At 71.1% G+C, this 24,724-nt stretch carries 28 protein-coding genes and 1 tRNA gene; 23 read left to right on the forward strand and 6 right to left on the reverse strand.

Features of this window, described 5'->3' with window-relative positions:
• The first annotated feature begins 10 nt into the window (after positions 1-10).
• From KV100_RS16135 to KV100_RS16200, 14 genes are all read left to right on the forward strand, one after another.
• The gene (locus tag KV100_RS16135; protein ID WP_301022401.1) at positions 11-784 is read left to right on the forward strand and encodes a TIGR03936 family radical SAM-associated protein; all 774 of its coding nucleotides are present in this window, start codon (positions 11-13) and stop codon (positions 782-784) included.
• A 194-nt stretch (positions 785-978) separates the two neighbouring features.
• Positions 979-3,801 carry a ribonuclease E/G gene (locus KV100_RS16140; protein WP_220344128.1) on the forward strand — a complete coding sequence of 941 codons (2,823 nt, stop codon included), beginning with the start codon at positions 979-981 and terminating at the stop codon, positions 3,799-3,801.
• A 142-nt stretch (positions 3,802-3,943) separates the two neighbouring features.
• Positions 3,944-4,252 carry a 50S ribosomal protein L21 gene (gene rplU, locus KV100_RS16145; RefSeq protein WP_220344129.1) on the forward strand — a complete coding sequence of 103 codons (309 nt, stop codon included), beginning with the start codon at positions 3,944-3,946 and terminating at the stop codon, positions 4,250-4,252.
• A gap of 21 nt (positions 4,253-4,273) precedes the next feature.
• Positions 4,274-4,528 (forward strand): 50S ribosomal protein L27, encoded by a 255-nt coding sequence (gene rpmA / locus KV100_RS16150; protein ID WP_220344131.1) that lies wholly within the window; start codon positions 4,274-4,276, stop codon positions 4,526-4,528.
• A gap of 148 nt (positions 4,529-4,676) precedes the next feature.
• Positions 4,677-6,188: a GTPase ObgE gene (obgE, locus tag KV100_RS16155; protein WP_220344132.1), complete on the forward strand. Its 1,512-nt coding sequence runs from the start codon at positions 4,677-4,679 to the stop codon at positions 6,186-6,188.
• A 9-nt stretch (positions 6,189-6,197) separates the two neighbouring features.
• A complete protein-coding gene (gene proB, locus KV100_RS16160) occupies positions 6,198-7,286 on the forward strand; it encodes a glutamate 5-kinase (protein WP_220344133.1) in 1,089 nt (362 codons plus the stop codon).
• A gap of 109 nt (positions 7,287-7,395) precedes the next feature.
• On the forward strand, positions 7,396-7,749 hold the full coding sequence (locus KV100_RS16165; protein ID WP_220344134.1) for a hypothetical protein: 354 nt from the start codon (positions 7,396-7,398) through the stop codon (positions 7,747-7,749).
• A 17-nt stretch (positions 7,750-7,766) separates the two neighbouring features.
• Positions 7,767-9,026, forward strand: coding sequence for a glutamate-5-semialdehyde dehydrogenase (locus tag KV100_RS16170; protein WP_220344135.1), 1,260 nt, complete (start codon positions 7,767-7,769; stop codon positions 9,024-9,026).
• A 65-nt stretch (positions 9,027-9,091) separates the two neighbouring features.
• Positions 9,092-9,247, forward strand: a complete 156-nt coding sequence (locus KV100_RS16175) for a hypothetical protein (protein ID WP_220344764.1) — start codon at positions 9,092-9,094, stop codon at positions 9,245-9,247.
• A complete protein-coding gene (nadD, locus tag KV100_RS16180) occupies positions 9,247-9,918 on the forward strand; it encodes a nicotinate-nucleotide adenylyltransferase (RefSeq protein ID WP_220344137.1) in 672 nt (223 codons plus the stop codon). Before KV100_RS16175 ends, nadD begins: the two co-directional genes overlap by 1 nt.
• On the forward strand, positions 9,915-10,373 hold the full coding sequence (gene rsfS, locus KV100_RS16185; RefSeq protein ID WP_220344140.1) for a ribosome silencing factor: 459 nt from the start codon (positions 9,915-9,917) through the stop codon (positions 10,371-10,373). The genes nadD and rsfS overlap by 4 nt, the downstream gene beginning before the upstream one ends.
• Positions 10,370-11,071: a histidine phosphatase family protein gene (locus KV100_RS16190; protein ID WP_220344141.1), complete on the forward strand. Its 702-nt coding sequence runs from the start codon at positions 10,370-10,372 to the stop codon at positions 11,069-11,071. The genes rsfS and KV100_RS16190 overlap by 4 nt, the downstream gene beginning before the upstream one ends.
• Before the next feature lie 41 nt (positions 11,072-11,112).
• Positions 11,113-11,188 (forward strand) — tRNA-Ala (locus tag KV100_RS16195).
• Between the two features lie 105 nt (positions 11,189-11,293).
• Complete coding sequence (locus KV100_RS16200) at positions 11,294-12,067, forward strand: MBL fold metallo-hydrolase (RefSeq protein ID WP_220344142.1); 774 nt, start codon at positions 11,294-11,296, stop codon at positions 12,065-12,067.
• 16 nt (positions 12,068-12,083) lie between these two features.
• Here the strand turns inward: KV100_RS16200 and KV100_RS16205 are convergent, their stop codons facing one another.
• Complete coding sequence (locus KV100_RS16205) at positions 12,084-12,893, reverse strand: MBL fold metallo-hydrolase (protein WP_220344143.1); 810 nt, start codon at positions 12,891-12,893, stop codon at positions 12,084-12,086.
• Between the two features lie 935 nt (positions 12,894-13,828).
• Here KV100_RS16205 and KV100_RS16210 point away from each other — a divergent pair.
• The gene (locus KV100_RS16210; RefSeq protein ID WP_220344144.1) at positions 13,829-15,229 is read left to right on the forward strand and encodes an MFS transporter; all 1,401 of its coding nucleotides are present in this window, start codon (positions 13,829-13,831) and stop codon (positions 15,227-15,229) included.
• Between the two features lie 6 nt (positions 15,230-15,235).
• Here KV100_RS16210 and KV100_RS16215 read toward each other — a convergent pair whose 3' ends face one another.
• Positions 15,236-15,532, reverse strand: a complete 297-nt coding sequence (locus KV100_RS16215; protein WP_220344145.1) for a zf-TFIIB domain-containing protein — start codon at positions 15,530-15,532, stop codon at positions 15,236-15,238.
• Positions 15,533-15,536: 4 nt separating this feature from the next.
• Positions 15,537-15,761, reverse strand: a complete 225-nt coding sequence (locus KV100_RS16220; protein WP_220344146.1) for a hypothetical protein — start codon at positions 15,759-15,761, stop codon at positions 15,537-15,539.
• 59 nt (positions 15,762-15,820) lie between these two features.
• On the opposite strand from KV100_RS16220, the gene KV100_RS16225 reads away from it, so the two are divergent.
• On the forward strand, positions 15,821-16,210 hold the full coding sequence (locus tag KV100_RS16225) for a nitroreductase family deazaflavin-dependent oxidoreductase (RefSeq protein ID WP_220344147.1): 390 nt from the start codon (positions 15,821-15,823) through the stop codon (positions 16,208-16,210).
• 7 nt (positions 16,211-16,217) lie between these two features.
• Here KV100_RS16225 and KV100_RS16230 read toward each other — a convergent pair whose 3' ends face one another.
• Positions 16,218-17,093 (reverse strand): LysR family transcriptional regulator ArgP, encoded by an 876-nt coding sequence (locus tag KV100_RS16230; protein ID WP_220344148.1) that lies wholly within the window; start codon positions 17,091-17,093, stop codon positions 16,218-16,220.
• 69 nt (positions 17,094-17,162) lie between these two features.
• On the opposite strand from KV100_RS16230, the gene KV100_RS16235 reads away from it, so the two are divergent.
• From KV100_RS16235 to KV100_RS16245, 3 genes are all read left to right on the forward strand, one after another.
• Positions 17,163-17,783, forward strand: a complete 621-nt coding sequence (locus KV100_RS16235) for a LysE/ArgO family amino acid transporter (protein ID WP_255566298.1) — start codon at positions 17,163-17,165, stop codon at positions 17,781-17,783.
• Positions 17,784-17,864: 81 nt separating this feature from the next.
• Entirely contained in the window at positions 17,865-19,538 is a 1,674-nt protein-coding gene (locus KV100_RS16240) for a serine/threonine-protein kinase (RefSeq protein ID WP_220344149.1), read from the forward strand.
• An 85-nt stretch (positions 19,539-19,623) separates the two neighbouring features.
• Complete coding sequence (locus KV100_RS16245; RefSeq protein ID WP_220344150.1) at positions 19,624-20,151, forward strand: Dps family protein; 528 nt, start codon at positions 19,624-19,626, stop codon at positions 20,149-20,151.
• 43 nt (positions 20,152-20,194) lie between these two features.
• Here KV100_RS16245 and KV100_RS16250 read toward each other — a convergent pair whose 3' ends face one another.
• On the reverse strand, positions 20,195-20,728 hold the full coding sequence (locus KV100_RS16250) for a methyltransferase domain-containing protein (RefSeq protein ID WP_220344152.1): 534 nt from the start codon (positions 20,726-20,728) through the stop codon (positions 20,195-20,197).
• Positions 20,729-20,814: 86 nt separating this feature from the next.
• Between KV100_RS16250 and KV100_RS16255 the strand changes: the two genes are divergently transcribed.
• From KV100_RS16255 to KV100_RS16270, 4 genes are all read left to right on the forward strand, one after another.
• The gene (locus KV100_RS16255) at positions 20,815-21,381 is read left to right on the forward strand and encodes an HhH-GPD-type base excision DNA repair protein (protein ID WP_220344153.1); all 567 of its coding nucleotides are present in this window, start codon (positions 20,815-20,817) and stop codon (positions 21,379-21,381) included.
• Between the two features lie 76 nt (positions 21,382-21,457).
• On the forward strand, positions 21,458-22,588 hold the full coding sequence (locus tag KV100_RS16260) for an FtsX-like permease family protein (protein WP_220344154.1): 1,131 nt from the start codon (positions 21,458-21,460) through the stop codon (positions 22,586-22,588).
• On the forward strand, positions 22,585-23,268 hold the full coding sequence (locus KV100_RS16265; protein ID WP_220344155.1) for an ABC transporter ATP-binding protein: 684 nt from the start codon (positions 22,585-22,587) through the stop codon (positions 23,266-23,268). Before KV100_RS16260 ends, KV100_RS16265 begins: the two co-directional genes overlap by 4 nt.
• 39 nt (positions 23,269-23,307) lie before the next feature.
• Entirely contained in the window at positions 23,308-23,940 is a 633-nt protein-coding gene (locus tag KV100_RS16270) for a TetR/AcrR family transcriptional regulator (protein ID WP_220344156.1), read from the forward strand.
• Positions 23,941-24,023: 83 nt separating this feature from the next.
• On the opposite strand, the gene KV100_RS16275 is transcribed toward KV100_RS16270, so the two are convergent.
• Positions 24,024-24,698 (reverse strand): fasciclin domain-containing protein, encoded by a 675-nt coding sequence (locus KV100_RS16275; protein WP_308290330.1) that lies wholly within the window; start codon positions 24,696-24,698, stop codon positions 24,024-24,026.
• Between the last annotated feature and the right edge of the window lie 26 nt (positions 24,699-24,724).

The raw sequence follows: 24,724 nt of genomic DNA on the forward strand, positions 1-24,724 counted from the left end.
CCCTCGCACGGTGACCAGCCCTGACCGCGTCCCCGCCAACCCGGAGGCGCCGAACCCGCAGCTCCCGAGCGTCCAGAAGCTACGGATCCGCTATGCGAAGCGAGGTCGGCTGCGCTTCACGAGCCACCGGGACTTCGGACGTGCCTTCGAGCGCGCGGTGCGTCGCGCCGGTGTCCCCATCGCCCACTCCTCCGGCTTCTCCCCTCACCCCAAGATCTCGTACGCCGGCGCCTCGCCGACCGGTGCCGCCAGCGAGGCCGAGTACCTCGAGATCGGCGTCGTGCGCCACGTGGACCCGGACGAGCTCGCGAGGGCGCTGGACACCGCGCTCCCGCCGGGCCTGGACATCCTCGAGGTCGTCGCCGTACGCGAGGGGAGCGGCAGTCTGGCCGATCGGCTGGAGGCCAGTGCATGGACGCTGGTGCTGCCGACCGTGTCGCCCGAGACGGCCGCCTCGGCGGTCGATGCCTTCCTCGCGGCCCCGGAGGTTCTGGTGGACCGGATGACCAAGAAGGGCCTGCGGACGTTCGACAGCCGCGCCGCCGTGGTGCGCCTGGAGAGCCGGAGGTCCCCTGACACTCAGGGCACGTGTGCGATACTGGACGTGGTCGTGCGTCACGGAACCCCGTCCGTACGACCCGACGATGTTCTCGCCGGGCTCCGCGCCATCGCGGGTCTCGTGCCCTCGGAGGTCCCTGTGGCCACCCGGACGGCACAAGGTCCACTCGATGCGCAGTCCGGCACGGTCGGCGATCCACTCGCGCCCGACCGCGACGCGTCGTAGGCGCACGATGCCTGCGGCGACGACCGCGGCGGCGAGGGGAGAGCCCGTGACAGGCCGACCTAAGTGGGGAGCGTCGCCGTAGCCCGGGTAGCCGGGCCGACCGCAGGCTTGCGTCCGCAGTGCGACCCCGTTGCACGCGGCGACGACATCGCCTCGCGTGCAGCTTCGGCGGCCGCGGGGCCGGAGGAGCACACATGCTCGACGAGCAGAACCCGCCGAACTCGACCTCGGAAGACGTCGACACCCCACAGGCCCCCGGTGATCAGCCGGTCGCTGCCGTGACCCGCCGGCGTCGCACCGCTTCCCGACCGGCTGGCCCCCCGACCGCCGCCGTGTTCTCGGAGCCCGGGGCACCTGCGAAGCCCGCGCGTTCGAGCCGGTCACGCAAGGCTCCCGCGAGCGCCGGCGCCGCGCAGACCGTGCCCGAGGAGAAGCCCGAGACCTCGGTCGAGACGGCCGCTCCCGAGGCCGCCGAGCCGCCCAAGGTCACCCGTACCACCCGGACCCGCAAGAAGGCCGCCTCCCGGTCGGCAGGTCCCGCAGATCCTGCGCCCGTCGCCGCTGACGTGCCGTCCGGCGACACGCCCGCCGTCGAGCCGGCCGACGAGCTCCCTGTCACCGACGACCCCGTCGCGCCCGCGGAAGCCGCTCCGGCTGTGGTCGAGCGCGTCGACGAGGTCGACGAGGTCGATGAGGAGGACGAGCAGGAGGTTCGACCGGCAACCTCGGCTCGCGCGCCCTTCGTCGCACCGCTCTTCCAGGCGCCCGAGCCCAAGGCCGCGCCGCGCCGCCGCCGCCGTGCAGCCGACGTGGCCGACGAGACGGAGGACCGCGAGGAGGACGGCCGCGGGTACGGCTCGGACGACCGCCGTGGACGCAGCCGTGACGACGCGGACCTGCCGGAGCGCGACCACGAGGACTCCGACTCCGACTCCGACGAGGGCCAGGACGAGAGCGACGGCAGCACGCCCGGCCGTCGCCGTCGCCGCCGCGGTGGCCGTCGTCGACGTCGCTCGGGCAACGGTGACGACGTCGAGAACCTCGACCTCGACGCCGAGTCCGACTCCGGCGAGGCCGCAGAAGGCGCGACGACGGCAGCCGATGAGACCCCTGACGAGTCCGAGGACGACGACACCTCCGACGACGAGTCCTCGAGCACCGGTGAGGACGACAGCGGCACCTCGAGCCGTCGTCGTCGTCGCCGCCGTCGTCGCGGCGAGGACAGCGACGCGGCCGCGGACGACCCCGAGAACACCGTCGTCCGTGTGCGCGAGCGCCGCAGCGCCGAGGACGAGATCACGAGCGTCTCGGGCTCGACCCGGCTGGAGGCCAAGAAGCAGCGCCGCCGCGAGGGTCGTGAGGCGGGTCGTCGCCGCACGCCGATCGTCTCCGAGGCCGAGTTCCTCGCCAGGCGCGAGTCGGTCAAGCGCGAGATGGTCATCCGCCAGCGCGAGGACCTCACGCAGATCGCCGTTCTCGAGGACGACGTCCTCGTCGAGCACTACGTGGCGCGCGAGTCGCAGACCTCGCTCATCGGCAACGTCTACCTCGGGCGGGTCCAGAACGTCCTGCCCTCGATGGAGGCGGCGTTCGTCGACATCGGCAAGGGCCGCAACGCGGTGCTCTACGCCGGCGAGGTCGACTGGAGCAAGCTCGGTGACGGCAAGCCGCGCAAGATCGAGGAGGCGCTCAAGTCCGGCCAGTCGGTCCTCGTCCAGGTGTCGAAGGATCCCGTCGGGCACAAGGGCGCGCGGCTCACGAGCCAGATCAGCCTGCCCGGTCGCTTCCTGGTCTACGTGCCCGGCGGCCAGACCAGCGGGATCTCCCGCAAGCTGCCCGACACCGAGCGCAACCGGCTCAAGTCGTTGCTCAAGGGCATCCTCCCCGAGGACGCGGGCGTGATCATCCGGACCGCCGCCGAGGGCGCGACCGAGGACCAGCTCACCCGCGACGTCGAGGCGCTCGACGCCCGCTGGAAGGACATCGAGAAGAAGGCCGCCTCCGCATCGGCCCCGCAGCTGCTGTACGGCGAGCCGGACCTCACCATCAAGGTCGTCCGTGACCTCTTCAACGAGGACTTCGCGCGCCTCGTCGTCGAGGGGACCGACGCCACCGAGATCATCGACGGCTACGTCAGCCACGTCGCCCCGGATCTCAAGGACCGGGTGGAGGCGTGGAGCGGATCCGAGTCCGGTGACGTCTTCTCCGCCTACCGGATCGACGAGCAGATCGCCAAGGCACTGGACCGGAAGGTCTGGCTGCCGTCCGGCGGCTCGCTGGTGATCGATCGTACCGAGGCGATGACCGTCGTCGACGTCAACACCGGGAAGTTCACCGGATCGGGCGGCAACCTCGAGGAGACGGTCACCAAGAACAACCTCGAGGCCGCCGAGGAGATCGTCCGTCAGCTCCGGCTGCGCGACATCGGCGGCATCATCGTGGTCGACTTCATCGACATGGTGCTGGAGAGCAACCGCGACCTCGTGCTCCGCCGTCTGGTCGAGTGCCTCGGCCGCGACCGGACCCGGCACCAGGTGGCGGAGGTGACCTCCCTCGGGCTGGTCCAGATGACCCGCAAGCGGATCGGGACGGGCCTCCTCGAGGCGTTCAGCGAGCCGTGCGAGCACTGCCACGGCCGCGGCCTGATGATCCACGACCACCCCGTCGAGTCCAAGCGGGGCTCGGAGGAGAGCCGGCGCGGTCGCAGCGGCCGAGGTCGTGGGCGCAGCGACGAGGGAGACAAGCCCGCCAAGGGCGCCGACTCCAAGGCGAAGAAGGAGCCGAAGCCCGCGGACGACGCGCAGCCCGAGGCGCCGGAGCCGACGTCTCACGACACGGCAGACGCCGCGACGCAGGAGACCCCGGAGGCGACCACCCCGCGCAAGCGTCGCCGTCGCCGCAGCGGCTCGGAGGAGTCGAGCGACGGCCCGTCGGCCGAGGCCGGCGTAGAGGCACCCGGTACGCTCGACGGAGGAGCCCCGGACCCCGCTTTGACCGGTGACAGGGAGACTCCGTAGACTAGATGAGCGGCGCGCCTGTGAGCGTGTCGGTCTGTGTGCCCGCACGAGCGCCTCGTGCCTGGTGACGGCACCACCCCAGAGTTTCAAGACAGCCAAGCTCCGACAGCGGAGCAGCAACGAGTGAGGATGTGAGTCGGCGGTGTACGCGATCGTGCGCAGTGGCGGCCAGCAGCAGAAGGTCGCGGTCGGCGACATCATCGAGATCGACAAGATCAAGACCACGGTCGGCGAGTCGGTCGAGCTCCCCGCCGTGCTCCTCGTCGACGGTGACGCGGTGACGTCGGACGCCGACTCCCTCGGCAAGGTCTCGGTCACGGCTGAGGTCCTCGGCGCCACCAAGGGCCCGAAGATCATCATCCAGAAGTACAAGAACAAGACCGGTTACAAGAAGCGCCAGGGTCACCGTCAGCACTACACCCAGGTCAAGATCACCGGCATCTCGAAGTGACGCGAAAGTAGGCTCGAGCACATGGCACACAAGAAGGGCGCCGCTTCTACCAAGAACGGCCGTGACTCCAACTCCCAGCGCCTCGGTGTGAAGCGCTTCGGTGGCCAGCAGGTCGGCGCGGGCGAGATCATCGTCCGTCAGCGCGGCACGCACTTCCACCCGGGCACCAACGTCGGCCGTGGTGGCGACGACACGCTGTTCGCCCTCGCCGCGGGCGCGGTCGAGTTCGGCACGCGTCGCGGCCGTCGCGTCGTCAACATCGTCCCGGCGGAGTGACCTGAAGGACTTCCACGACGAGGGGCGGGTCCGCATCGCGCGGGCTCGCCCCTCGTCTCGTTCCAGCACCGTCGACGGCGTCCGCGCCCGTCGTACGGGACCGCGCATCAGCGCAGGTTGAGCGCGGCGTACTGAGGAGGTGGCACGGATGGCAGTTCCGACTTTCGTCGACAAGGTGACCCTGCACGTCAAGGGTGGCGACGGCGGCAACGGCATCGCCTCGGTCCACCGCGAGAAGTTCAAGCCCCTCGGTGGACCCGACGGCGGCAACGGCGGCCGTGGCGGTGACGTCATCCTGCGGGTCGACTCCGACGTGACCACGCTCGTCGACTTCTACCACGAGCCGCACCGTCGAGCCGGCAAGGGGCATCACGGCAGCGGTGGCAACCGCAGCGGATCCCAGGGCGAGGACATCGTGCTCGCCGTGCCCGACGGCACCGTGGTCCGCGGGGCCGACGGCGAGATCCTCGCCGACATGGTCGGGCCCGGCTCGGAGCTGGTGATCGCCGAGGGTGGTCGTGGAGGGCTGGGCAACGCCGCGCTCGCCTCCAGCAAGCGGAAGGCCCCCGGCTTCGCGCTGAAGGGCGAGCCGGGCGACGAGCGGACGATCTCCCTCGAGCTGAAGGTCGTGGCCGACATCGGTCTCGTGGGGTTCCCGAGCGCCGGCAAGTCGAGCCTGATCGCCGCGCTCTCGCGAGCTCGGCCCAAGATCGCCGACTACCCCTTCACCACCCTCGTCCCCAACCTCGGCGTCGTGGTCGCCGGTGACGTGACCTACACCGTCGCCGACGTCCCCGGCCTGATCGAGGGCGCGGCGGACGGGCGCGGCCTCGGTCACGACTTCCTGCGTCACGTCGAGCGTTGCGCTGCGCTGGTCCACGTCATCGACTGCGCGACGATCGAGCCCGGGCGAGACCCCTTGAGCGACCTCGACGTCATCGAGAACGAGCTCGCGGCGTACGGCGGCCTCGAGGACCGCCCCCGTCTGGTGGCCCTCAACAAGGTCGACGTCCCCGACGCCAAGACCATCGCCGAGTTCGTCCGCGGCGAGCTCGAGGCGCGCGGTCTCGACGTCTACGAGATCTCGGCCGCCTCCCACGAGGGCCTCAAGGACCTCTCGTACGCGATGGCGGAGGTCGTCGCGTCCTCGCGCAAGAGCGTCACCGCGGCCCCAGCGACGCGCATCGTCCTCCGGCCGCGCTCGGCCGACGGCGAGGACGACTTCACGATCACGCACACCGCCGGTCAGTGGGTCGTCCGCGGCGAGAAGCCGGAGCGCTGGGTTCGCCAGACCGACTTCACCAACGACGAGGCCGTCGGGTTCCTCGCAGACCGGCTCAACCGTCTCGGCGTCGAGAACCGCCTGATCGCCATGGGCGCGGAGGCGGGCGACGACGTGGTGATCGGTGGCGTCGACGACGCGGTCGTGTTCGACTTCGACCCGCAGGTGAACGCCGGCGCTGAGCTGCTCGGCTCGCGACGTGGCGAGGATGACCGGCTGATCGAGAACCATCGGCGCACCAACAAGCAGCGCCGCGAGGACCTGACACGCAAGCGCGAGTACGAGCGTGCGGCCCGCAGGGATCGCGCGGCCGGGCGTGTGCCGCCCGAGACGCTCTGGTCCGAGGAACCGGCGCCGGACGGCGACGAGGACGTGTGAGGCCCTGAGGTGAGGATCGTCGTCAAGGTCGGCTCGTCGTCGCTCAGCTCCCCGCGTGGCGGCCTCGACCTGGCGCGCCTGCACGGCCTCGTCGACGCCCTCGCCGCAGCGCGCGTACGCGGTGACGAGGTGGTGCTCGTCAGCTCCGGTGCCATCGCGACAGGGCTCTCGCCGCTGGCCCTGACGGCGCGCCCGCGTGACCTCGCGACGCAGCAGGCTGCCGCCAGCGTCGGACAGGGCCTGCTGGTGGCGCGGTACACCGAGCGGTTCGCGCGGCACGACCTCGTCGTCGGTCAGGTCCTTCTCACCATCGACGACGTCGTGCGCCGTACGAACTACCGCAACGCGTACCGGACCCTCGCTCGTCTGCTCGACCTCGGAGTCGTCCCGGTCGTCAACGAGAACGACACGGTCGCCACGAGCGAGATCCGCTTCGGTGACAACGACCGCCTCGCTGCGCTGGTGGCCCACCTCGTCCACGCCGACCGGCTCCTGCTGCTGTCGGACGTCGACGGACTCTACGACGGGAACCCGGCGACCCCGGGTGCCAGGCTCGTCCGCCACGTCCACGGCGACGCCGACCTCGACGGGCTCGACATCGCCAGGCCGAGCCCGTCGAAGGTCGGCACCGGTGGCATGGTCACCAAGGTCGAGGCCGCCCGGATCGCGACCGGCGCCGGGATCCCCGTGCTCCTCACGAGCGCTTCGGAGGTCAACGGAGCGCTCGAGGGACGCGACGTCGGCACCACGTTCCACCCCACGGGACGGCGCCGCCCCACCCGCCTCCTGTGGCTGGCGCACGCGACGACCGGCAAGGGCCGCCTCGTCCTCGACGCAGGAGCGGTCCGCGCGCTCGTCGAGCGGGGTGCGTCCCTGCTCCCCGCAGGTGTCGTCGCCAGCGAGGGGACGTACGAGGCTGGGGACCCGGTCGACCTCGTGGACGAGTCGGGGAGTCTGGTCGCCCGTGGGCTGATCGGCTACGACAGCACCGAGCTGCCCAAGATGGTCGGTCGTTCGACCCACGACCTCGCAGCCGAGATGGGCGGGGAGTACGCGCGCGCGCTCGTCCACCGCGACGATCTCGTGCTCCTGGACTGAACCGGCCGCGGTCCGAGCGTGGTGCTCGACCCAATCGAGGAAACCCGGGGCTTGCGTTGCCGAGCCCCGGTTAAGGTGGCCGCGGACAGGCCGTCGGTGAGGAGGATCCGTGGTTGCGCAGGACAAGATGTGGCACGTCACCCTGACGGTGGCCGGCACGCCGTTCGCCGACGAAGCGGTGCGCTCGGCGATGCTGCGCCTGCGTGACGAGCACGCGTTCCTGCACTCCCTTCGCTACGACGTCGACCGCGCCGAGATCTGCTACTGGGAGCAGGCTCCCGACATGCTGGACGTCGCTGCGATGGCGATGCGCGTGTGGTCGGAGCACCGCGACTCGGCCGGACTGCCTCCCTGGGCGGTCGTGGGTCTCGAGATCCTCGAGCGGGACACACGTGACCGTCGCAGCCGCGCGGAGTCGCCTCCTGCGGTGGGCATGGTCGCTCCGGTCCCCGTCCATTTCTGAGTCACTATCCTGGTGACGTGAGCCACGACCTCGAGCACCACGTCCACGAGTCCGCCCGGCGGGCCCGCGCTGCCGCACTCGACCTGCGGGCGGTCCCGCGGGCCGGCAAGGACGCGGCTCTGCACGCGATGGCCGACGCGCTGGTCTCTCACGCCGCCGAGATCGTCGAGGCCAACGCGAGAGACATCACGATCGCCCGTGAGGCCGGGGTCGGTGACAACATCATCGACCGACTCCTCCTCGACACCGACCGCATCGCCGCGATGGCCGAGGGCATCCGCGACGTCGCCGCCCTGGCCGACCCGGTCGGTGAGGTGGTCCGCGGCTCGACCCTGGCCAACGGTCTGCAGCTTCGCCAGGTCCGGGTGCCCATCGGGGTGATCGGGATGATCTACGAGGGCAGACCCAACGTCACTGCCGATGCCGCCGCGATCTGCCTGAAGGCGGGCAACGCCGTCCTGCTGCGAGGGTCGCGCTCCGCCGAGCACTCCAACGCCGCCATCGCGTCGGTGCTCCGTGACGCCGTCGCATCGGCGGGTCTGCCGGTCGACGCCGTCCAGGCCATCGACCCGTCCGACCGGTCGAGCTCGACGGCGCTGCTGAAGGCGCGCGGCCTCGTCGACCTCGTGATCCCTCGCGGCGGCGCTGGGCTGATCGAGGCCGTCGTCCGCGACGCCCAGGTGCCGGTGATCGAGACGGGGACGGGCAACGTCCACGTGTACGTCGATGCCGACGCCGACCTCGACATGGCGCTCGCGATCGTCGTCAACGCCAAGACCCACCGGACCAGCGTCTGCAACGCGGCCGAGTCGTTGCTGGTGCACAAGGCGGTCGCCGACGACTTCCTGCCGCGGGTGGTGGCTGCGCTGCACGAGCGCGACGTCACGATCCACGGGGACGCCACGTTCGCCGCGGCCGACGCCGATGTCGTGGCGGTCACCGACGAGGACTACGCCACCGAATACCTCTCGCTCGACATCGCCGCGCGGGTGGTCGACTCGTTCGAGGACGCGGTCGCCCACATCCGTACCTTCTCGTCCGGCCACACCGAGGCGATCGTCACCCGCTCGCTGGCGACCGCCCAGCGGTTCACCGCGGCCGTCGACGCCGCGGCGATCATGGTCAACGCCTCGACCCGGTTCACCGACGGGGGAGAGCTGGGGATGGGGGCCGAGATCGGCATCTCGACGCAGAAGCTGCACGCCCGCGGACCGATGGGTCTGCCAGAGATGACCACGACGACGTTTGTCGTCACGGGTGACGGGCACGTCCGCTGACCGGGGTGGCCCGCGTGCGAGCCGGGGTGGGACGGTAGATTGACCCCATGTCGTTGACTGAATCAGTGTTGAACGGGTCCGTCCTCACCCAGGTGGTGGCGCAGGGCGCCGAGCACGAGGAAGCCCTCTCGCCGTTCGTCGTGGGTGGGGCGACCTTGGTCTTCTTCCTCCTCCTGATCATCGGTCTCTTCGCGTTCGGCAAGGGACGTCAGCACACCTGATGAGCCTGCCGCTCGAGGTCGGCCGCCGCCCCCGCGTCGGGGTGATGGGTGGAACGTTCGATCCCATCCACCACGGCCACCTCGTTGCGGCATCTGAGGTGCAGGCGTGGTTCGGCCTCGACGAGGTCGTGTTCGTCCCTACCGGTGAGCCGTGGCAGAAGGCCGACCGCAAGGTCTCGCCAGGTGAGGACCGCTACCTGATGACGGTCATCGCGACCGCCTCCAACCCTCGCTTCTGGGTGAGCCGCGTCGACATCGACCGCGCCGGCCCCACCTACACCGTCGACACCCTGCGGGACCTCCGCGCCCACTATGGCGGTGACGTGGAGCTGTTCTTCATCACCGGCGCCGACGCGCTGGCCCAGATCCTGACGTGGCACAACGCGGGGGAGATGTTCGAGTTCGCCCAGTTCGTCGGGTGTACCCGACCAGGGCACGCGATCGACCCCCACACGCTGGACGGACTCCCGAAGGACCGCGTCACGATCGTCGAGATCCCGGCCCTGGCCATCTCGTCCACCGACTGCCGCGAGCGGGTGTCGCGACACGAACCCGTCTGGTACCTCGTCCCTGACGGGGTCGTCCAGTACATCGCCAAGCATCGTCTCTACATCGACGCGGTCGCCGCGTCGAACCACCCAGAACGCCACCCGAAGGGGGCACCCCAGTGACCGCATCCGAGCGGGCGCTCGAGCTCACCCATGCCGCGGCGGCTGCCGCAGCGGACAAGCTCGCGCACGAGATCATCGCCTACGACGTCTCCGAGCAGCTCGTCATCACCGACGTCTTCGTCCTCGCCTCGGCCGGCAACGACCGCCAGGTGCGTGCGATCAGCGACGCGGTCCAGGAGAAGCTCCTCGAGCACGGCGCCAAGGTCGTACGCCGTGAGGGGGAGCGTGAGGGGCGCTGGGTGCTGCTCGATTACGCCGAGATCGTCGTTCACGTGCAGCACGACGAGGACCGGTCGTTCTACGCGCTGGAGCGGCTGTGGGGTGACTGCCCGGCCGTGGCGCTGCCCGAGATCGGCGAGGCTGCGGGGCGCGTCCCCTCGGCGCCCACGTCGCGCGAGTCCATTGAGCAGGACGAGGTCCCGCTGGCGGGCGAGCCACCGGTCGCGGACGCATGAGTCGCAGGATCATCGTCTGGCGCCATGGGCAGACGGACTGGAACGTCGCGGGACGCCTGCAGGGCCAGACCGACACCCCCCTCAATGCGGCCGGCCGAGCCCAGGCGGCGGAGATGGCGGCGCGGCTGGCCGTGCTCGGCCCCGTGCGCATCGTGAGCTCGGACCTCCAGCGGGCGTCGGCCACCGCGGCCGCGCTCGGCCGGATCGTCGACCTTCCGGTCGAGACCGACGAACGCCTGCGAGAGGTGGCCTTCGGAGAGCGCGAGGGGATGACGCGGCACGAGATCGCGCGCCGCTATCCCGAGGCGGAGGGTCGCTTCCGGCGTGGTGAGGAGATCGTGTCGCCCGGCGGGGAGACGCACGCCGAAGCCGCGGTCCGGTTCAGCCGGGCCCTGGAGGAGATCGTCGAGGCCATGGGCGAGGACGAGACGGTTGTCGTCGTCGCGCACGGTGCCGTCATCCGGGTGGGGATCTGTGCCTTCATCGGGCTGCCCGAGGAGTACTGGCGCTCGTTCGGCGGCTTCAGCAACGGTTGCTGGGCCGTCCTCCAGGAGGGCTTCGCCCGTTGGCAGGTCACCGAGTGGAACGCCGGCAACCTGCCCGTCCCGGAGATGAGCGATGATGCGGCGCACACCGAGGACCGTGGGCCCTTGCGACAGGGGGACCCCGATTTCGGTCCGACCGGGGCGACCCGCTAAGATCGACCTCGGCTCGATGAGCGGGAGACCGCTCGAAGCACGGGGCATTGGCGCAGTTGGTAGCGCGCTTCCATGGCATGGAAGAGGTCAGGGGTTCGAATCCCCTATGCTCCACCACGTGTTCTGAAGTCCCGACCCTGTCCCGCGACGCTGGACAGGGTTTCTTCGTCTCTGATGGGCTTCGGGCCGTCCCTGTCGTGAGCCCGTGGCACGATGGCGCGTGTGGACCGCGCGCCCGTGACGCCGATGGCCGTCACCTGGTGGGGGCACTCGACAGCGACGGTCGAGATCGGTGACACCCGCGTCCTCACCGACCCGGTGCTCCTCGACCGGGTGGTCCACCTGCGCCGCCGCTCGATGTCGCCGTCGGCGTCTGCGGCACGGGCCGATCTCGTGCTGGTCTCCCACCTCCACCTCGACCACTTCCACGTCCCCTCGTTGCGACGCCTTCCGCGGGGCACGCCCGTCGTGGTCCCCGAGGCCGGTGGAGGGCTGCTCGGAGGGCTGGGGCTCGACGTGTACGAGGCTGTTCCTGGCGACAGGCTCCGCGTGGCCGGTCTCGACGTCGAGGTGACCGACGCCGACCATCCCGCGTCGCGCCACCGCTGGTCCCGCCGAGCTTCACAGCCGCTCGGGTTCCGGGTCGTCGGTGACCGTACGTTCTGGTTCCCCGGTGACACAGGCCCGCACGCGGACGTGAGGCGGATCGCGCCGGTCGACCTCGCACTGGTGCCGATCGGCGGGTGGGGCCCCACGCTCGGTGAGGACCACCTGGATCCCGAGCAAGCGGCAGAGCTGGTGGCACGGGTGGGAGCTCGTTGGGCCGTACCGGTGCACTGGGGGACGTTCTGGCCGGTGGGTCTGGGGCGCGTCGCTCCCGCGGTTCGTCACCACCTGTTCGACACACCGGGCGAGCGCTTCGTCGACGCGACCGAGGGGTCGCCCACGCGGGCGGTCCTGCTCGCTCCCGGAGACCGTGTCGAGCTCGCCGTCTAGATCTCCGGTGATCCGGTCACTGAGCGCCCAGGTCGTGACGGACGCGGCGACCGGCGGCCTCGTGCTCGGCGAGGAGCCAGTCCGCGGCGCCGGCGAGGCGAGGGTCAGGGTCGCCCTCGCTTTCCAGCGGGAGCGACGCGAGATAGGCGCGGTCGGCGTCGATCCTGCGCCGGAGCTCGACACCGTCCCCCGTCGACCCGTGCCCGGGCACCACGACTGTCACCGAGCGTGCGACCTCGTCGAAGACGTCGAGGGCCTCGGCATAGTCGTCCCAGGGGCGACCGGCCTCGAGATCGAGCAACGGAATCTCCACGTCGGAGAGCATGTCGCCGGCCACCAGGACGCCGACGTCGGTCACCATCAGCGCGGCATGGCCTGGCGCGTGCGCGCGGTGCTCGAGCACGCGGACGTGGCGGCCGGTCCAGGGGAGCACGATCGCGCCGGGTTCGAGGGCGACGACCCGCCCGAGTCCGGAGGTGTCGACCTCCTCGACAGCAGCACGCGCCTTGCGGGCGTTGTCGTCCACGACGGCGCGCGCCCTCGCCGCGCCGGCGTCGGTGGCCCACCGTGGCGCGTCCCCCAGGGACGGACGCCACAGGAGGTGGTCCCAGTGCGGGTGGGTGGAGAACGCTCCGGTGACGGTGAGGCCGCGTGACACCAGTGCTGTCGCCAGCGCGTCGATCTCGTCGGCCGTGACACCCGGGTCCACCACCACGCACTCCCGTCCGTCGTGCCCGACGACCACGGTGGTGGTCGTGGCGCAGAACGGGTGGGTGATCACCAAGACGCCGTCGGCCACCTCGACGAGGCGCTCGCGCTCGTTCATCGGTCCTCCCGGGTCGCGAGCGCCGGCCGGATCCCGCGGGCGACGACACATCGAGGGCCGGGCTCGTTGCGGTGCATCGCGTAGACGGGTCGCTCTAGAGATGCGATGTCGTTCGACGCTCGGTGTTGTTCGGTCACTGTCCGCCAAACTTCGCCGTTGGTGTTCGAAAGTGGGTGAGACACCACGTGGCCAGTGTGATGACCGCGATGCCAGCAGCAGCGGTGGCGAGCAAGAGACCATTCTCGATCGCCGAGTGGCCTCGTTCTTCCGGCGTCGACGTACTTGCACCCCTGTGCCCAAAGCCACATGCAGGCGAGCAGGGAAGCGGCTCCTACGACGGTGAGTGCCCCGTTTCCGACGCGCCATGCGTGCGGAGTCCGATCTGTCAGGGTCGTGATGATGCCCATCGCGAGCCAGAGTGGACTTCCGAAGGCGCCGACGACGCACGCAAGGTCGAGGACGAGGTCAACAGGCATATGCGCCACCCCGCGGGCACATGTACTGATCGCGCATCGTGTCCAGGTTCCTGTTGAGGCGCCGCGGCGCCACTCGCACAGAGCTCTCTCCAACCCTATGCACCGGCCGCCTACGACGTGCTGGGGTCACGAAGAAACCCGGGCGGTCAAGAGCGCGTACTCGAAATGGGTCGAACGTGCCGAGGAAGGGTCGGCGACGATCGGGTAGGTAGCACCAGCGTCCGTCCTTTACGGCCGTACATCCTCACCGAAACGCCGTTTGACGACACACGGGTACCGGCTAGGTTGGTCCAGGTGCCGGCGGGGCCGGAGGCGTTGAACAAACCTTTGACCGTGCCGAACCGGGTCGTGCGGAACACCCAGTAGATCCGATCCGCTCGGCGAAGAGGGCGGTCTCGAGGTCGAGGTCGAGGTCGGTGTTCGTGCAAGACCTTTCGTGAGAGCAGCCGGGGGACCGCGATGTCGCTGCCGCAGGGCGATGTGAGCGTCCCTCGTGGGGCGCCGTCGGGAGGATGGACCCTTGCCGCTGTCGCCTGCGGCACCTTCCTGATGCTCGTCGCCTTCACGATGCCGCTCGCGACGATCGTCCCCACGGCTGCCTCTCTGGACGCCGGAGTCGCCGGCCGGACCTGGGTCCTCAGCTCGATGAGCATCGGGTTGGCGTCCGCGCTGCTGACCAGCGGGGCGGTCGCTGACGACTTCGGCCGTCGCCGCACCTTCGTGGCAGGGCTGTTCCTGATGGCGCTCACGAGCGTCGTGTGCGTGGTCGCGCCCGACACAGTCACCTTCGTGCTCGCGCGCGTCCTGCAAGGTGTCGGTGGCGCCGCCGTCACCGCCTCGAGTCTCGGCATCATCGCCCATACCTTCCCCGCGGGACCTGAACGCGCGTCGGCCAGCGGCGTGTGGGGTGCCGCGCTGGGCGCGGGCATCGCCGTCGGACCGGTGGTCGCCGGGCTCTGTGACGCGTGGGTGTCATGGCGTCTCGCCTACGCGCTGCTGGCAGCAGCCTGCGTCGCGACGGCGGCGCTCGCACTGGGCGTGGTGAGGGAGTCGCGCGCGGCCCGTCCGCGTCCGGTGGACCGGTGGGGCGGGTTGCTCCTCGCTGTCGGGCTCGGGAGCCTTCTCGCGGGTCTCGTCGAGAGCCGTCAGGATCTCGGTGATCCGTCGGCGCTCGCGCTGTTCGGTGGTGCCGTCCTCGCGCTGGTGGCTTTCGTCGCCGTCGAACGGCGAGGCCGGGCGCCGATGCTCGACCTGATGCTGTTGCGCCATCGTCGGTTCCTGGCCGTCACGGTCGCGGCGTTCGCCACGGGCATGGGGATCATCGCCCTGTTCTCGTTCATGGCGGTCTTCCTCGACACCGGCTTCGGCATCGACGCGCTCGGTGCCTCCCTGCTCCTGCTCTCGTGGTCGGCGACCAGCGTGGCGGCGTCCCTCCTCGCACGTCGGATCCCTGAGCACCGAGTCTCGGGCCGGGTCCAGCTGGCGATCGGTCTGGTCGGCGTCGCCGTCGGTCAGGCGGGACTCGCGGCGGTCGGGCCGGACACGTCCTGGCCCCGCTTCGTCCCCGCTCTGCTCGTCGCAGGGGTCGCGAGTGGTGTCCTCAACGCCGCGCTGGGTCGCGAGGCTGTGGCGGCCGTGCCCGTGGGCCGCGAGGCGATGGGTGCAGGGGCCAACAACACCGCCCGCTACGTCGGCTCGGCGATCGGCGTGACCGTCGTCGCCGTCATCGTCGCGAGCCACGGCACGAGCCGGCAGGACCTCTTCGACGGGTGGAACGTCGCCGTCCTCCTCACCGCGGCCTTCTCGCTCGTCGGGGCGGCCGTCGTGCTGACGTGCCGCCCCGCCCGTGATGCTCGGTGAGGCCGTTCAGTCGAAGAGGTCGGACAGCCAGTTCTCCTTCTTCTTGCGCCTGGGGGACCGGTCGTCGTAGCGGCGGTCGTCGTAGCCGCGCTGCTGGTACTGCTGCTGCGGCGGCGCCTGCTGGTACGAGCCCGGAGACGGCGGTGACGGTGCGGCGGGGGCCGACTGGGAGCCGGCGCGGTCGATGATCTTGTCGAGCTCGCCACGGTCGAGCCACACCCCGCGGCACTCGGGGCAGTAGTCGATCTCGATCCCGCTGCGTTCGCTCATCACAAGGGTGGTTTCGTCGTTCGGGCATCTCATGGGCTCATCCTCGGGGGTCGGAGGAGCCTTGCCAAGCGTCGTCGCTGCTGCTGCGCGAGCCGAGGAAGGCGAGGAGTCGGGGATCGGTCGATGTGAGGCGGTCGACCTCTTCGCCGCCGTCGCACCGGCACAGTGTCACGGTCGCCGCCGACGAGCTGTGCGCGACCACGCGCCACGTCCCGCCCGCGCGCTCCCAGCGGGTCAGCACCTCGACAGGCTCCTCGGTCATGCGCCCATCATGCGCCGTTCTTCGTGGCGTGAGGGCCGCGCGCGTGAGAGCGTACGACCATGGTGCTCCCGCGACGCCTTCGTCGGGTCAACCGCGTCGGGCTCAACCGGCTCGTCGTGCACGTTGCCCCGCGGCTGCCCGGACTGGGGGTGGTCGTCCATCGGGGCCGCCGGTCCGGCCATGTCTACCGCACACCAGTGATGGTCTTCCGCCACGGTGAGCAGATCGTGGTCGCGCTGCCCTACGGTGACGACACCGACTGGGTCCGCAACGTGCTGGGACCCGGCAAGTCGGCGGTCGTGACGCGGGGACGTACGCTCCCGCTCGTCTCCCCGAGGATCGCGCGCGACCCGCAGCACCGCGCCGTGCCGGCGCTGGTCCGCCCGTTCCTTCGCGCGCTGGGCGCCGACAGCTTCCTGACGGCGGGGACCGTCCCTGCCGCCGGATGAGCGCCGATCATCTCAAGTGCCGGCGAGCGCCTGCGTGCACGGCGTCCGACAGCAGCGCCAGAGGTCGCGACTCGAGCTGCGCCTGGTGCCAGAAGAGCCTGACGTCGATCCGCGTGCGCTCGCCGATCTCCCGCACCGCTCCCGTCTGCTCCAGCGCGGCGGACTGGAGGTCGGGAAGCATCCCCCACCCCAGCCCGAGGCGTACGGCGTCACGGTAGGCCTCCGAACCGGGCACGTAGTGGTGCGGAGGATCGACGCGGCGGCGGGTGACCCGTCGGACGAACCGGTGCTGGAGATCGTCGAGGCGGTCGAACTGGACGACCGGCGCCGTCGCGAGGGCGGCGGCCGAGACGCCGTCGGCGAACCACCGTGCGACGAACCCCGGCGTGGCCATGGCCCGGTAACGCATCGTCCCGAGACTCGTCACGGTGCACCCGGGCACGCGTCCTGGGTCCGCGGCGACCGCGGCGAGGACGGTGCCGTCGCGCAGCCGTCCGAGCGAGTGCTGCTCGTCCTCCCGGTGGACGTCGACGCACACCTGGTCGGCGACGACCGCGATCGAGGGGACGAACCAGGTGGCCAGCGAGTCGGCGTTGACGACGACGGGGATCGTGACCGGTCCTGGGTGTGCGACCGACGGCACGAGGTCGGCCAGGAGGAGGTCGACCTGGCGGGCGGCGCGCAGCACGGCGGCGCCCTGCTCGGTCACCGCGACGGGGCGGGTACGGCGGACGAGCACGCGACCGGTCGCCGCCTCCAGCGCCTTGATGCGCTGGCTCACGGCGGAGGGGGTGACGTGGAGCGACGCGGCGGCCGCCTCGAAGCTGCCCTCGCCGACCACGGCCGCGAGCGTGCGGAGCTGGTCGAGGGCCAGGTCGGTCATGAAGCGCTCCTTCATCTGCTGAAGGAAGTTTAGCTGGATTGGATGACGCGCCGCACCTACCGTCGAAGCATGGAGACAGGAGGTGCGATGTCGGTCGTCGTGGCAGGGATGGTCACGGGCCTCTCGCTCATCGTGGCGATCGGCGCCCAGAACGTCTTCGTCCTCCGGCAGGGTCTGCGTCGCGAGCACGTCGGTGCGGTCGTCCTCGTCTGCGCCGCCTCGGACACCGTCCTGATCGCGGCGGGGGTCGCCGGCGTGGGATCGCTCGTCGTCCAGGCCCCAGCCCTGGTCGCGGTGGCTCGTTGGGGCGGGGCTGCCTTCCTCACCGCGTACGGGCTGCTCGCGGCACGGCGCGCGTGGGTCGGCGGCCGGCTGGAGGTCGACGACCGTGGCGCCCCGGCGTCGCGCGGGGCCGTGGTCGCGACAGCCGCCGCACTCACCTGGTTGAACCCGCACGTCTATCTCGACACCGTGCTGCTCCTGGGGTCGGTGGGGAGCTCGTACGGGGGTGACCGTTGGCTCTTCGCGATCGGCGCCGTGGCGGGCAGCTGGGCCTGGTTCCTGGGGCTCGGGTACGGCGCGCGGACCTTGCGTCCCGTCTTCTCCCGGCCGGGCGCCTGGCGCGTCCTGGACGCGGGGATCGCCGTGGTGATGCTCGTGATCGCCGTCTCGTTGGTCCGCCACGCCTGACGCGGCGTGCCGTGACGGACGTCTCGGAGATCGCCTCGTTGTTACGCTCGAACGAGCATCGACGACGGTTGAGAGGGGCACATGGCAGCGGGCGACACCGCGGAGGACCACGTCCCGACGGTCCAGGGTCCGGACCCTCGGGCGGACGGCGCTGCCCCGACGGTGCACCTCGCGACGGGCGCCACGCTTCCCCGCGACCCCACCTCGGCCGCTGTCGGGCCCTACCAGCTCCGGGTGCTCCTCGGGTCGGGTGGCTTCGGTGCCGTGTACGTCGGAAGTGCCGCGGGCGGTCCGCCCGTCGCCGTGAAGGTGCTGACGTTCGAGGGGTCGGGAGCGCGGGAGCGGTTCGCCCGAGAGGCGGCGCTGCTCGACCGGCTCGGCGGCAACGGGTTCCCCCGCTACATCGACGGAGACCTGCAGGCCGCGCGCCCGTGGTTCGCGATGGAGCTCCTCGAGGGCGTCACGGTGGGTGACGCCGTACGCCATGCCGGACCGCTCGCTGTCCCGACCGTCGTGGTGGCGGCGCTCGACGTCGGGCGTTCGCTCGGGCGGCTCCACGCTCTCGGCTACGTCCACCGTGACGTGAAGCCGGCCAACGCCGTCCTCGCCGGCAGACGAGCCACGCTGATCGACGTCGGCATCGCCAAGGGCGACCACACCCACGACCTCACCTCGACTGGCGAGATGGTGGGCTCGGTCGCGTGGGCGGCGCCCGAGCGGTTGACCGGGGACCGGGCCACCGCGGCCACGGACGTGTACGGTCTCGGCCTGCTCGTCGCGTTCGCGTCCTCCGGTCGCACCCCGTTCCCGCGAGGAGACGACGCGGCGACGCTGAGCGCCGTGGCCGAGGGCCGGATCGACCTGCGGGGTGTTCCTGACGCGCTGGCCCCTCTCGTGCGCTCGGCGACCGCGGTCTCACCGGGCGACCGTCCTCCGATGGAGGAGGTGGTCGCCGAGCTCGCACGGCTGGCCCCGGACGAGGAGCGGCCGGTCGCCAAGCCGACGGCGCCTCGGCCGCCCGAGCCCCGGCCGGTGGTCGCGCCTGTCGTGACACCGGCCGCGCCCCGTCCGCGGAGCGTGACCTCCCCGCCGCAGACGGTCGCCGTCCCCGCGCCAGCGGCTGCTTCGCTCCCTCCCGACGGTCTCCAGCGGCTGCTGGACAACGGCCGTCTCGCGGTCGAGCTCGAGGCCGCCCACGCCCGGGGGTACGACCGGGCGGCTGTGGAGGTGGTGTCGCGAGCCCAGCGGCACACGCATCGGCGCTCGGTCCGCGCGCTGGATCCCGCCCGTGTGAAGGCCACGATCTGGCGTCGCAACCGGTGGTGGGACGGCCAGTTCGCCCAGCGCCGCCGCTTCCCCGACACCGACGAGGGCTGGAAGCAGGAGCGGGCGCTGATCCGTCGCGGATGGTGGAGCGACAAGGGGGCCGGTCTGGTCGCTCTCGTCGGCATTCTCGCCGTCCTGGTGGGCTGCCTCTCCGGTGCCGACGCTGCCGTCCGGGCGCCGTTCGCCTGGATCGACCGCGTGTTGCCGGTCGTCGAGGTCGGTGGCCGGGCGATCGCCTGGGACCTCCTCGCACTCCTGCTGGTCGTCGTCGGGCTCCTCGTGCTCGCGGCTCGTTGGTCGGCAGAGGCCCGCCGCGACCGCGGCGTGGGGCCGCCACAGATGCTCCGCCTGGCCCCGGGACTGATCACGACCGGTGTCACGGTCGTCGCGGTGGCCGCCCTGCTCGTGGTGACGGGCCTGGCGGGTTGACGAGACGTGGGCCACACCGGTGGAAAGGTCCTCGCATCCGTGCTTGCCTGGGAGGGCCAGCACAAGCGATGACGTAGGAGGAAGCATGGGCAAGACGATGAGCCGCGGCGACAGCACCACGGTGGATGCCCCGTACCGCGCGTCGAAGCAGATGGCCGACCACCTCCAGCAGATCCACGTCGATCTGATCGACCTCCACATCCAGGGGAAGCAGGCGCACTGGAACGTGGTCGGCAAGAACTTCCGCGACCTCCATCTCCAGCTCGACGAGATCGTGGCGGCCGCACGTCAGTTCTCCGACGACGTCGCCGAGCGGATGAGGGCGATCTACGTGACGCCGGACGGTCGGGCAGCGACGGTGGCCAAGCAGAGCAGCCTGCCGGAGTTCCCGTCCGACGAGGTCGACACCGGCGAGACGGTCGACCTGATCACGAGCGCGCTCCACGCGGTCGCCGCGACAGCGCGGCGCATCCACGACGCCGTCGACGAGGAGGACCCGACGACGGCCGATCTCCTCCACGCCGTTCTCGAGCGCATCGAGCAGCTCGCGTGGATGGTGGAGGCCGAGAACCGGATCGCCAACCGCAGCATCCCGCGCCCGATCCACGAATGACCGTCTGACGCGCGACCGACGGACACGTCCGTCGGTCGCCGCGTCATGACTGCCGGTCTCGTTGGCAGGTGGCGGTGAAGCCCGCGAGCCGCGGACCCGAGGCGAACGCGGTCACCACGTCGAAGCCCCCGCCGCGCAGCGAGGCGACGACCGCGTCGGCGACCCTGCGGGCGACCGAGCCCGAGGGCGTCTCGTAGAACAGCCAGAACGAGCCGCCGGGCCGCAGCAGCCGCCGTAGGGCGCGGCTGGGCTCGGCAGCGTCGCCGGTCCAGAAGAGGTTGACGTTCACGGCGAAGACGAGGTCGCGCGAGGCCTCGAGAAGGCTCGGGGCGACGTCCTCGACCGATCCGCGGACGACGTCCCAGCGGGCGTCGCCCGAGGTCGCCTCGCAGCGCCGCCGAGTGCGTTCCTCCGCAACCGGCGAGCGGTCCACGCCGAGATAGCTTCCGTCCGGACCCAGGCGTTCGAGCACGAGCTTCGCCGCCACCCCGCCGCCGCCGCCGACCTCGAGCACGTCGCTGTCGGGGTGCAGGGGGAGTGCAGCGACCGCGGTGGCGAGACGTACTGGGGCGGGCATGTCTCAGCGTACGGCGCCGGCCGGGCCACCGCCGTACGCGCCGTCGCGTCGGCGGGCCATCCGTTCTGATGAGAGAGGATGGGGGCATGTCCTTCCAGATGACCGGGCTGCCCGAAGCCGACGACGTCCTCGACCAGCACCCCTTCGCCGTCGTGGTCGGGATGATGCTCGACCAGCAGTACGGGATGGAGCACGCCTTCCGCGGCGGCTGGAAGGTGCTGAGCCGGTTCGGCACTCTCGAGCCGGCCGCGATCGCCGCCGCCGACCCTGAGGCGTTCAAGGAGCTGTGCAGCGAGCCGCCGGCGATCCACCGGTTCCCCGGGTCGATGGCCGCGCGGCTGCAGGCGCTCGCGGCCCTGGTCGAGTCGAGGTACGGCGGCGACGTGACCCGCCTGTGGACCGAGCCGACCACGGGCAAGGAGCTGATCGCACGGGTCCAGGAGCTGCCGGGCTTCGGCCGGCAGAAGGCCCAGATCTTCATCGCGCTGCTCGCCAAGCAGCTGGGCGTACGGCCGGAGGGCTGGGAGGGGGTGGCCGGGGACTACGCCCTGGAGGGCTACAGGTCGGTCGCCGACGTCATCGACGCCGACTCGTTGCAGAAGGTCCGTGACTTCAAGAAGCAGAAGAAGCGGGCCGCCGCGGACAAGGAGTAGCCTGCGGGGGTTTGCCGACATGCTGTTGGTATCATGTCGACATGGTGTCGCTTAACTGCCAGGACGGTCGGTCCTGATGTTCCTAGCCCTTCGTGAACTCGTCTTCGCCCGCGGTCGCTTCGCTCTGATGGGAGCCGTCGTCGCGCTCATCGCCATCCTGATGGTGCTCCTCAGCGGCCTCTCGGTCGGGCTCGCCAACGACGGTGTCTCCGGTCTCCAGCGGATGCCGGTGACCTCCTTCGCCTTCCAGAAGGACGTCTCCAAGGACTCCGCCTTCTCTCGCAGCGTGGTCGGCGAGAACGCGGTCGAGTCCTGGTCGAAGCAGGACGGCGTCGCCGAGGCCGAGCCGTTCGGCAACACGCTGGTCAACGCCCGCACCGACAAGGGTCTCGAGATCGACCTTGCGTTGTTCGGTGTCGAGGTCGGATCCTTCCTCGATCCCGACGTGGCAGAGGGCTCACCCATCGCCGGTGAGGGGGAGGTCGTCGTGAGCGGGACCGCCGCCGAGGAGGGGGTGGAGATCGGCGACACCGTCGTGCTGCAACCCTCAGGCACCGAGCTGAAGGTCGTCGGCGTGCTCGCCGACCAGCACACCTTCGGCCACGTCGACATCGGCTACCTCCCGCTCGAGACGTGGCAGGAGATCCGCGCGGGCGTCCGCGCCGGTGACGCCGTGCCCGACCGGGTCTACGACGAGTTCACCGCTGTCGCGGTCAAGGCCGAGGACGGCGCCGAGGTCGACCTGGCCGCAGGTGACGAGGCGGCAGGCACCACCTCGCTGACCCGCGAGGAGTCGTACGGCGGCTCTCCGGGCTACACCGCCGAGACCTCGACGCTCCAGCTGATCCAGGGCTTCCTCTATGCCATCTCCGCGCTCGTCGTCGGTGCCTTCTTCACCGTGCTGACGATCCAGCGGCGACAGGAGATCGCCGTGCTCCGCGCGCTCGGGGCGAGCACCGGCTACCTTCTGCGCGACAGCCTGATGCAGTCCATCGTCCTGCTCGTCGCCTCCGCCGGCATCGGCATCGGCATCGGCCTGGCCGCCGGCGCCGCTCTCGCGACGACGTCCATGCCGTTCGCCCTCGAGGCCGGTCCGGTCATCGGTGCCACGGTGCTGCTGCTCGTGCTGGGTCTCGCCGGCGCCGCGGTCGCCGTCGTGCGCCTCACCCGCATCGATCCCCTCACTGCCCTGGGAGGCAGCCGATGACCGCCGTCCTGTCCTTGTCCGACGTCACGCTCCTGCACGGAGACGGTGACGAGACGGTCCGAGCCCTGGACTCGGTCAGCATCGAGGTCGCCGAGGGCGAGCTCGTGGCCGTGGTCGGACCTTCGGGCTCCGGCAAGTCGAGCCTCCTCGCGGTGGCCGGCGCACTCACCACGCCGACCTCCGGCCAGGTCCGCCTCGGCGACGTCGACCTCACGACCGCGTCACCGCGTGAGCTCACGCGCGTACGTCGCCAGCGGATCGGTTTCGTCTTCCAGAGCGGCAACCTGGTCCCGGCGCTCACCAGCCTCGACCAGGTCCGACTGCCGTTGACGTTCGGCAAGGTCGCCGACGCCCGCGACCCGCGTGAGCTCCTGGCCGAGGTCGGCATGGAGCACAAGGCGCGGCGCCGTCCGCACGAGCTCTCCGGCGGGGAGCGGCAACGCGTCGGGATCGCCCGCGCGCTCGTCACCCGCCCCGAGGTCCTCCTCGTCGACGAGCCGACCGCGGCCCTCGACCGCCGTCGCAGCCAGGAGGTGGTGGGACTGCTGGCCCGGGAGGCGCACGAGCACGGGGTGGCGAGCATCATGGTCACCCACGACCACGACGTCCTCCACCACTGCGACCGTGTCCTCGAGATGGTCGACGGCCGACTCGGGCCCGTCGTCGCCGAGTCGGTCTGATGGGATCGTCGGAGGTTCCGACACTGCTGAAGGAGTGACATGCCACGGATCGCGGCGCCGACGGTGGCCGAGCACCACGCTCGCCAGCGCCAGGCACTCCTGGACGCGGCGCACACCATCCTGGCCGAGACCGGCGAGGCACCCTCGATGGGCGAGGTCGGTCGCCGGGCGGGCCTCGCACGAAGCAGCGTGTACCAGTACTTCGCGTCGGCTGACGAGCTGCTGGGCGCCCTCGTCGAGGAGCTGTTCCCCGACTGGGCCGGGAAGGTCCTGGGCAGGGTGGCGGAAGCCTCCACGCCGAGCGGCCGCGTATGGGCCTACATCGAGGCCAACGTCGACCTCTTCGCCAGCTCGGAGCAGGCCGTCGCGCAGGCGCTGAGCCGGGTCGTGGAACCGCACGTCCTGGCCGGTCCGATGACGGAGTTCCACGCCCAGCTCCAGGTGCCGCTGCGCGAGGCGCTCAGCGAGTTCGGCGAGCCCGAGCCGGAGGCGGTCGCCGAGCACATCGACTCGCTCATCGTCCAGGCATCCCGCGGTCTCTCGTCGACCGACCCGGAGTCGCCGGTGCCGGCCAAGGATCGCGCGCTCGCTCGGCTCCGCCGGCTGCTCGGCGGCTACCTGCACCTGCCGGAGTCTCCCGGGTCCGAGGCCGAGCGGGGTTCCTCGGGCTGAGGGCGGACGCGACGGACCGCCCGTCGGTCCTCCCCACCCCCGAGTCGTGGGGGAGGGCCGGCGGGCGGTCTGGTCTCCTCAGGTCACGCCGGCGGCATGAGCACCGTGTCGATGAGGTAGACGGTGGCGTTCGCGGTCTTGACGCCGCCACAGACCACCGCGGCACCCTCCGCACCGGCCGTCAGCGCGTCGGGCGAGCCGGCGACCTCCACCTCGGCGCCGTTCACGGTCTTGTGAGTGCCGACGACCTCGTCGGGGCTCAGCTGGCCGGGAACGACGTGGTACGTCAGCACCGACTCGAGGGTCTTGGCGCCGGCGGGTGTGCCCAGCGACGCGACGGTGTCCTTCGGCAGCTTCGCGAACGCATCGTCGACCGGCGCGAAGACCGTGAACTCACCACCGTTGAGCGTGTCCACGAGGTTCACCTCCGGGTTGAGCTGTCCGCTCACGGCCGCGGTGAGAGTCTTCAGGAGCGGGTTGTTGCTTGCCGCCGTCGCGACCGGGTCCTGGGACATGCCCTCGACCGACCCGGGGCCGTCCGGCACCTGCTCGGCGTATGCCGCGCAGCCGGGACCGACGAGCTCGGACGCGGCGTCGTCGGCAGTCGCCGACTCCGACGGCGAGGCCGAGGCGCTCGACGTCGAGTCGCTGGAGCTCGAGTCGGAGTCGTCACCGCCGCACGCGGTGGTGACGAGCGTGAGCGAGGCGAGCAGCGCCGCCGTCGCCATGAAGCGGGTCCTGCGTGTGGTGGTGCGCATCATCTTTTCCTTTTCCTTCGATGGTG

Source organism: Mumia sp. zg.B21, assembly GCF_019550855.1.
In the GTDB taxonomy this organism is placed as follows: Bacteria; Actinomycetota; Actinomycetes; order Propionibacteriales; family Nocardioidaceae; genus Mumia.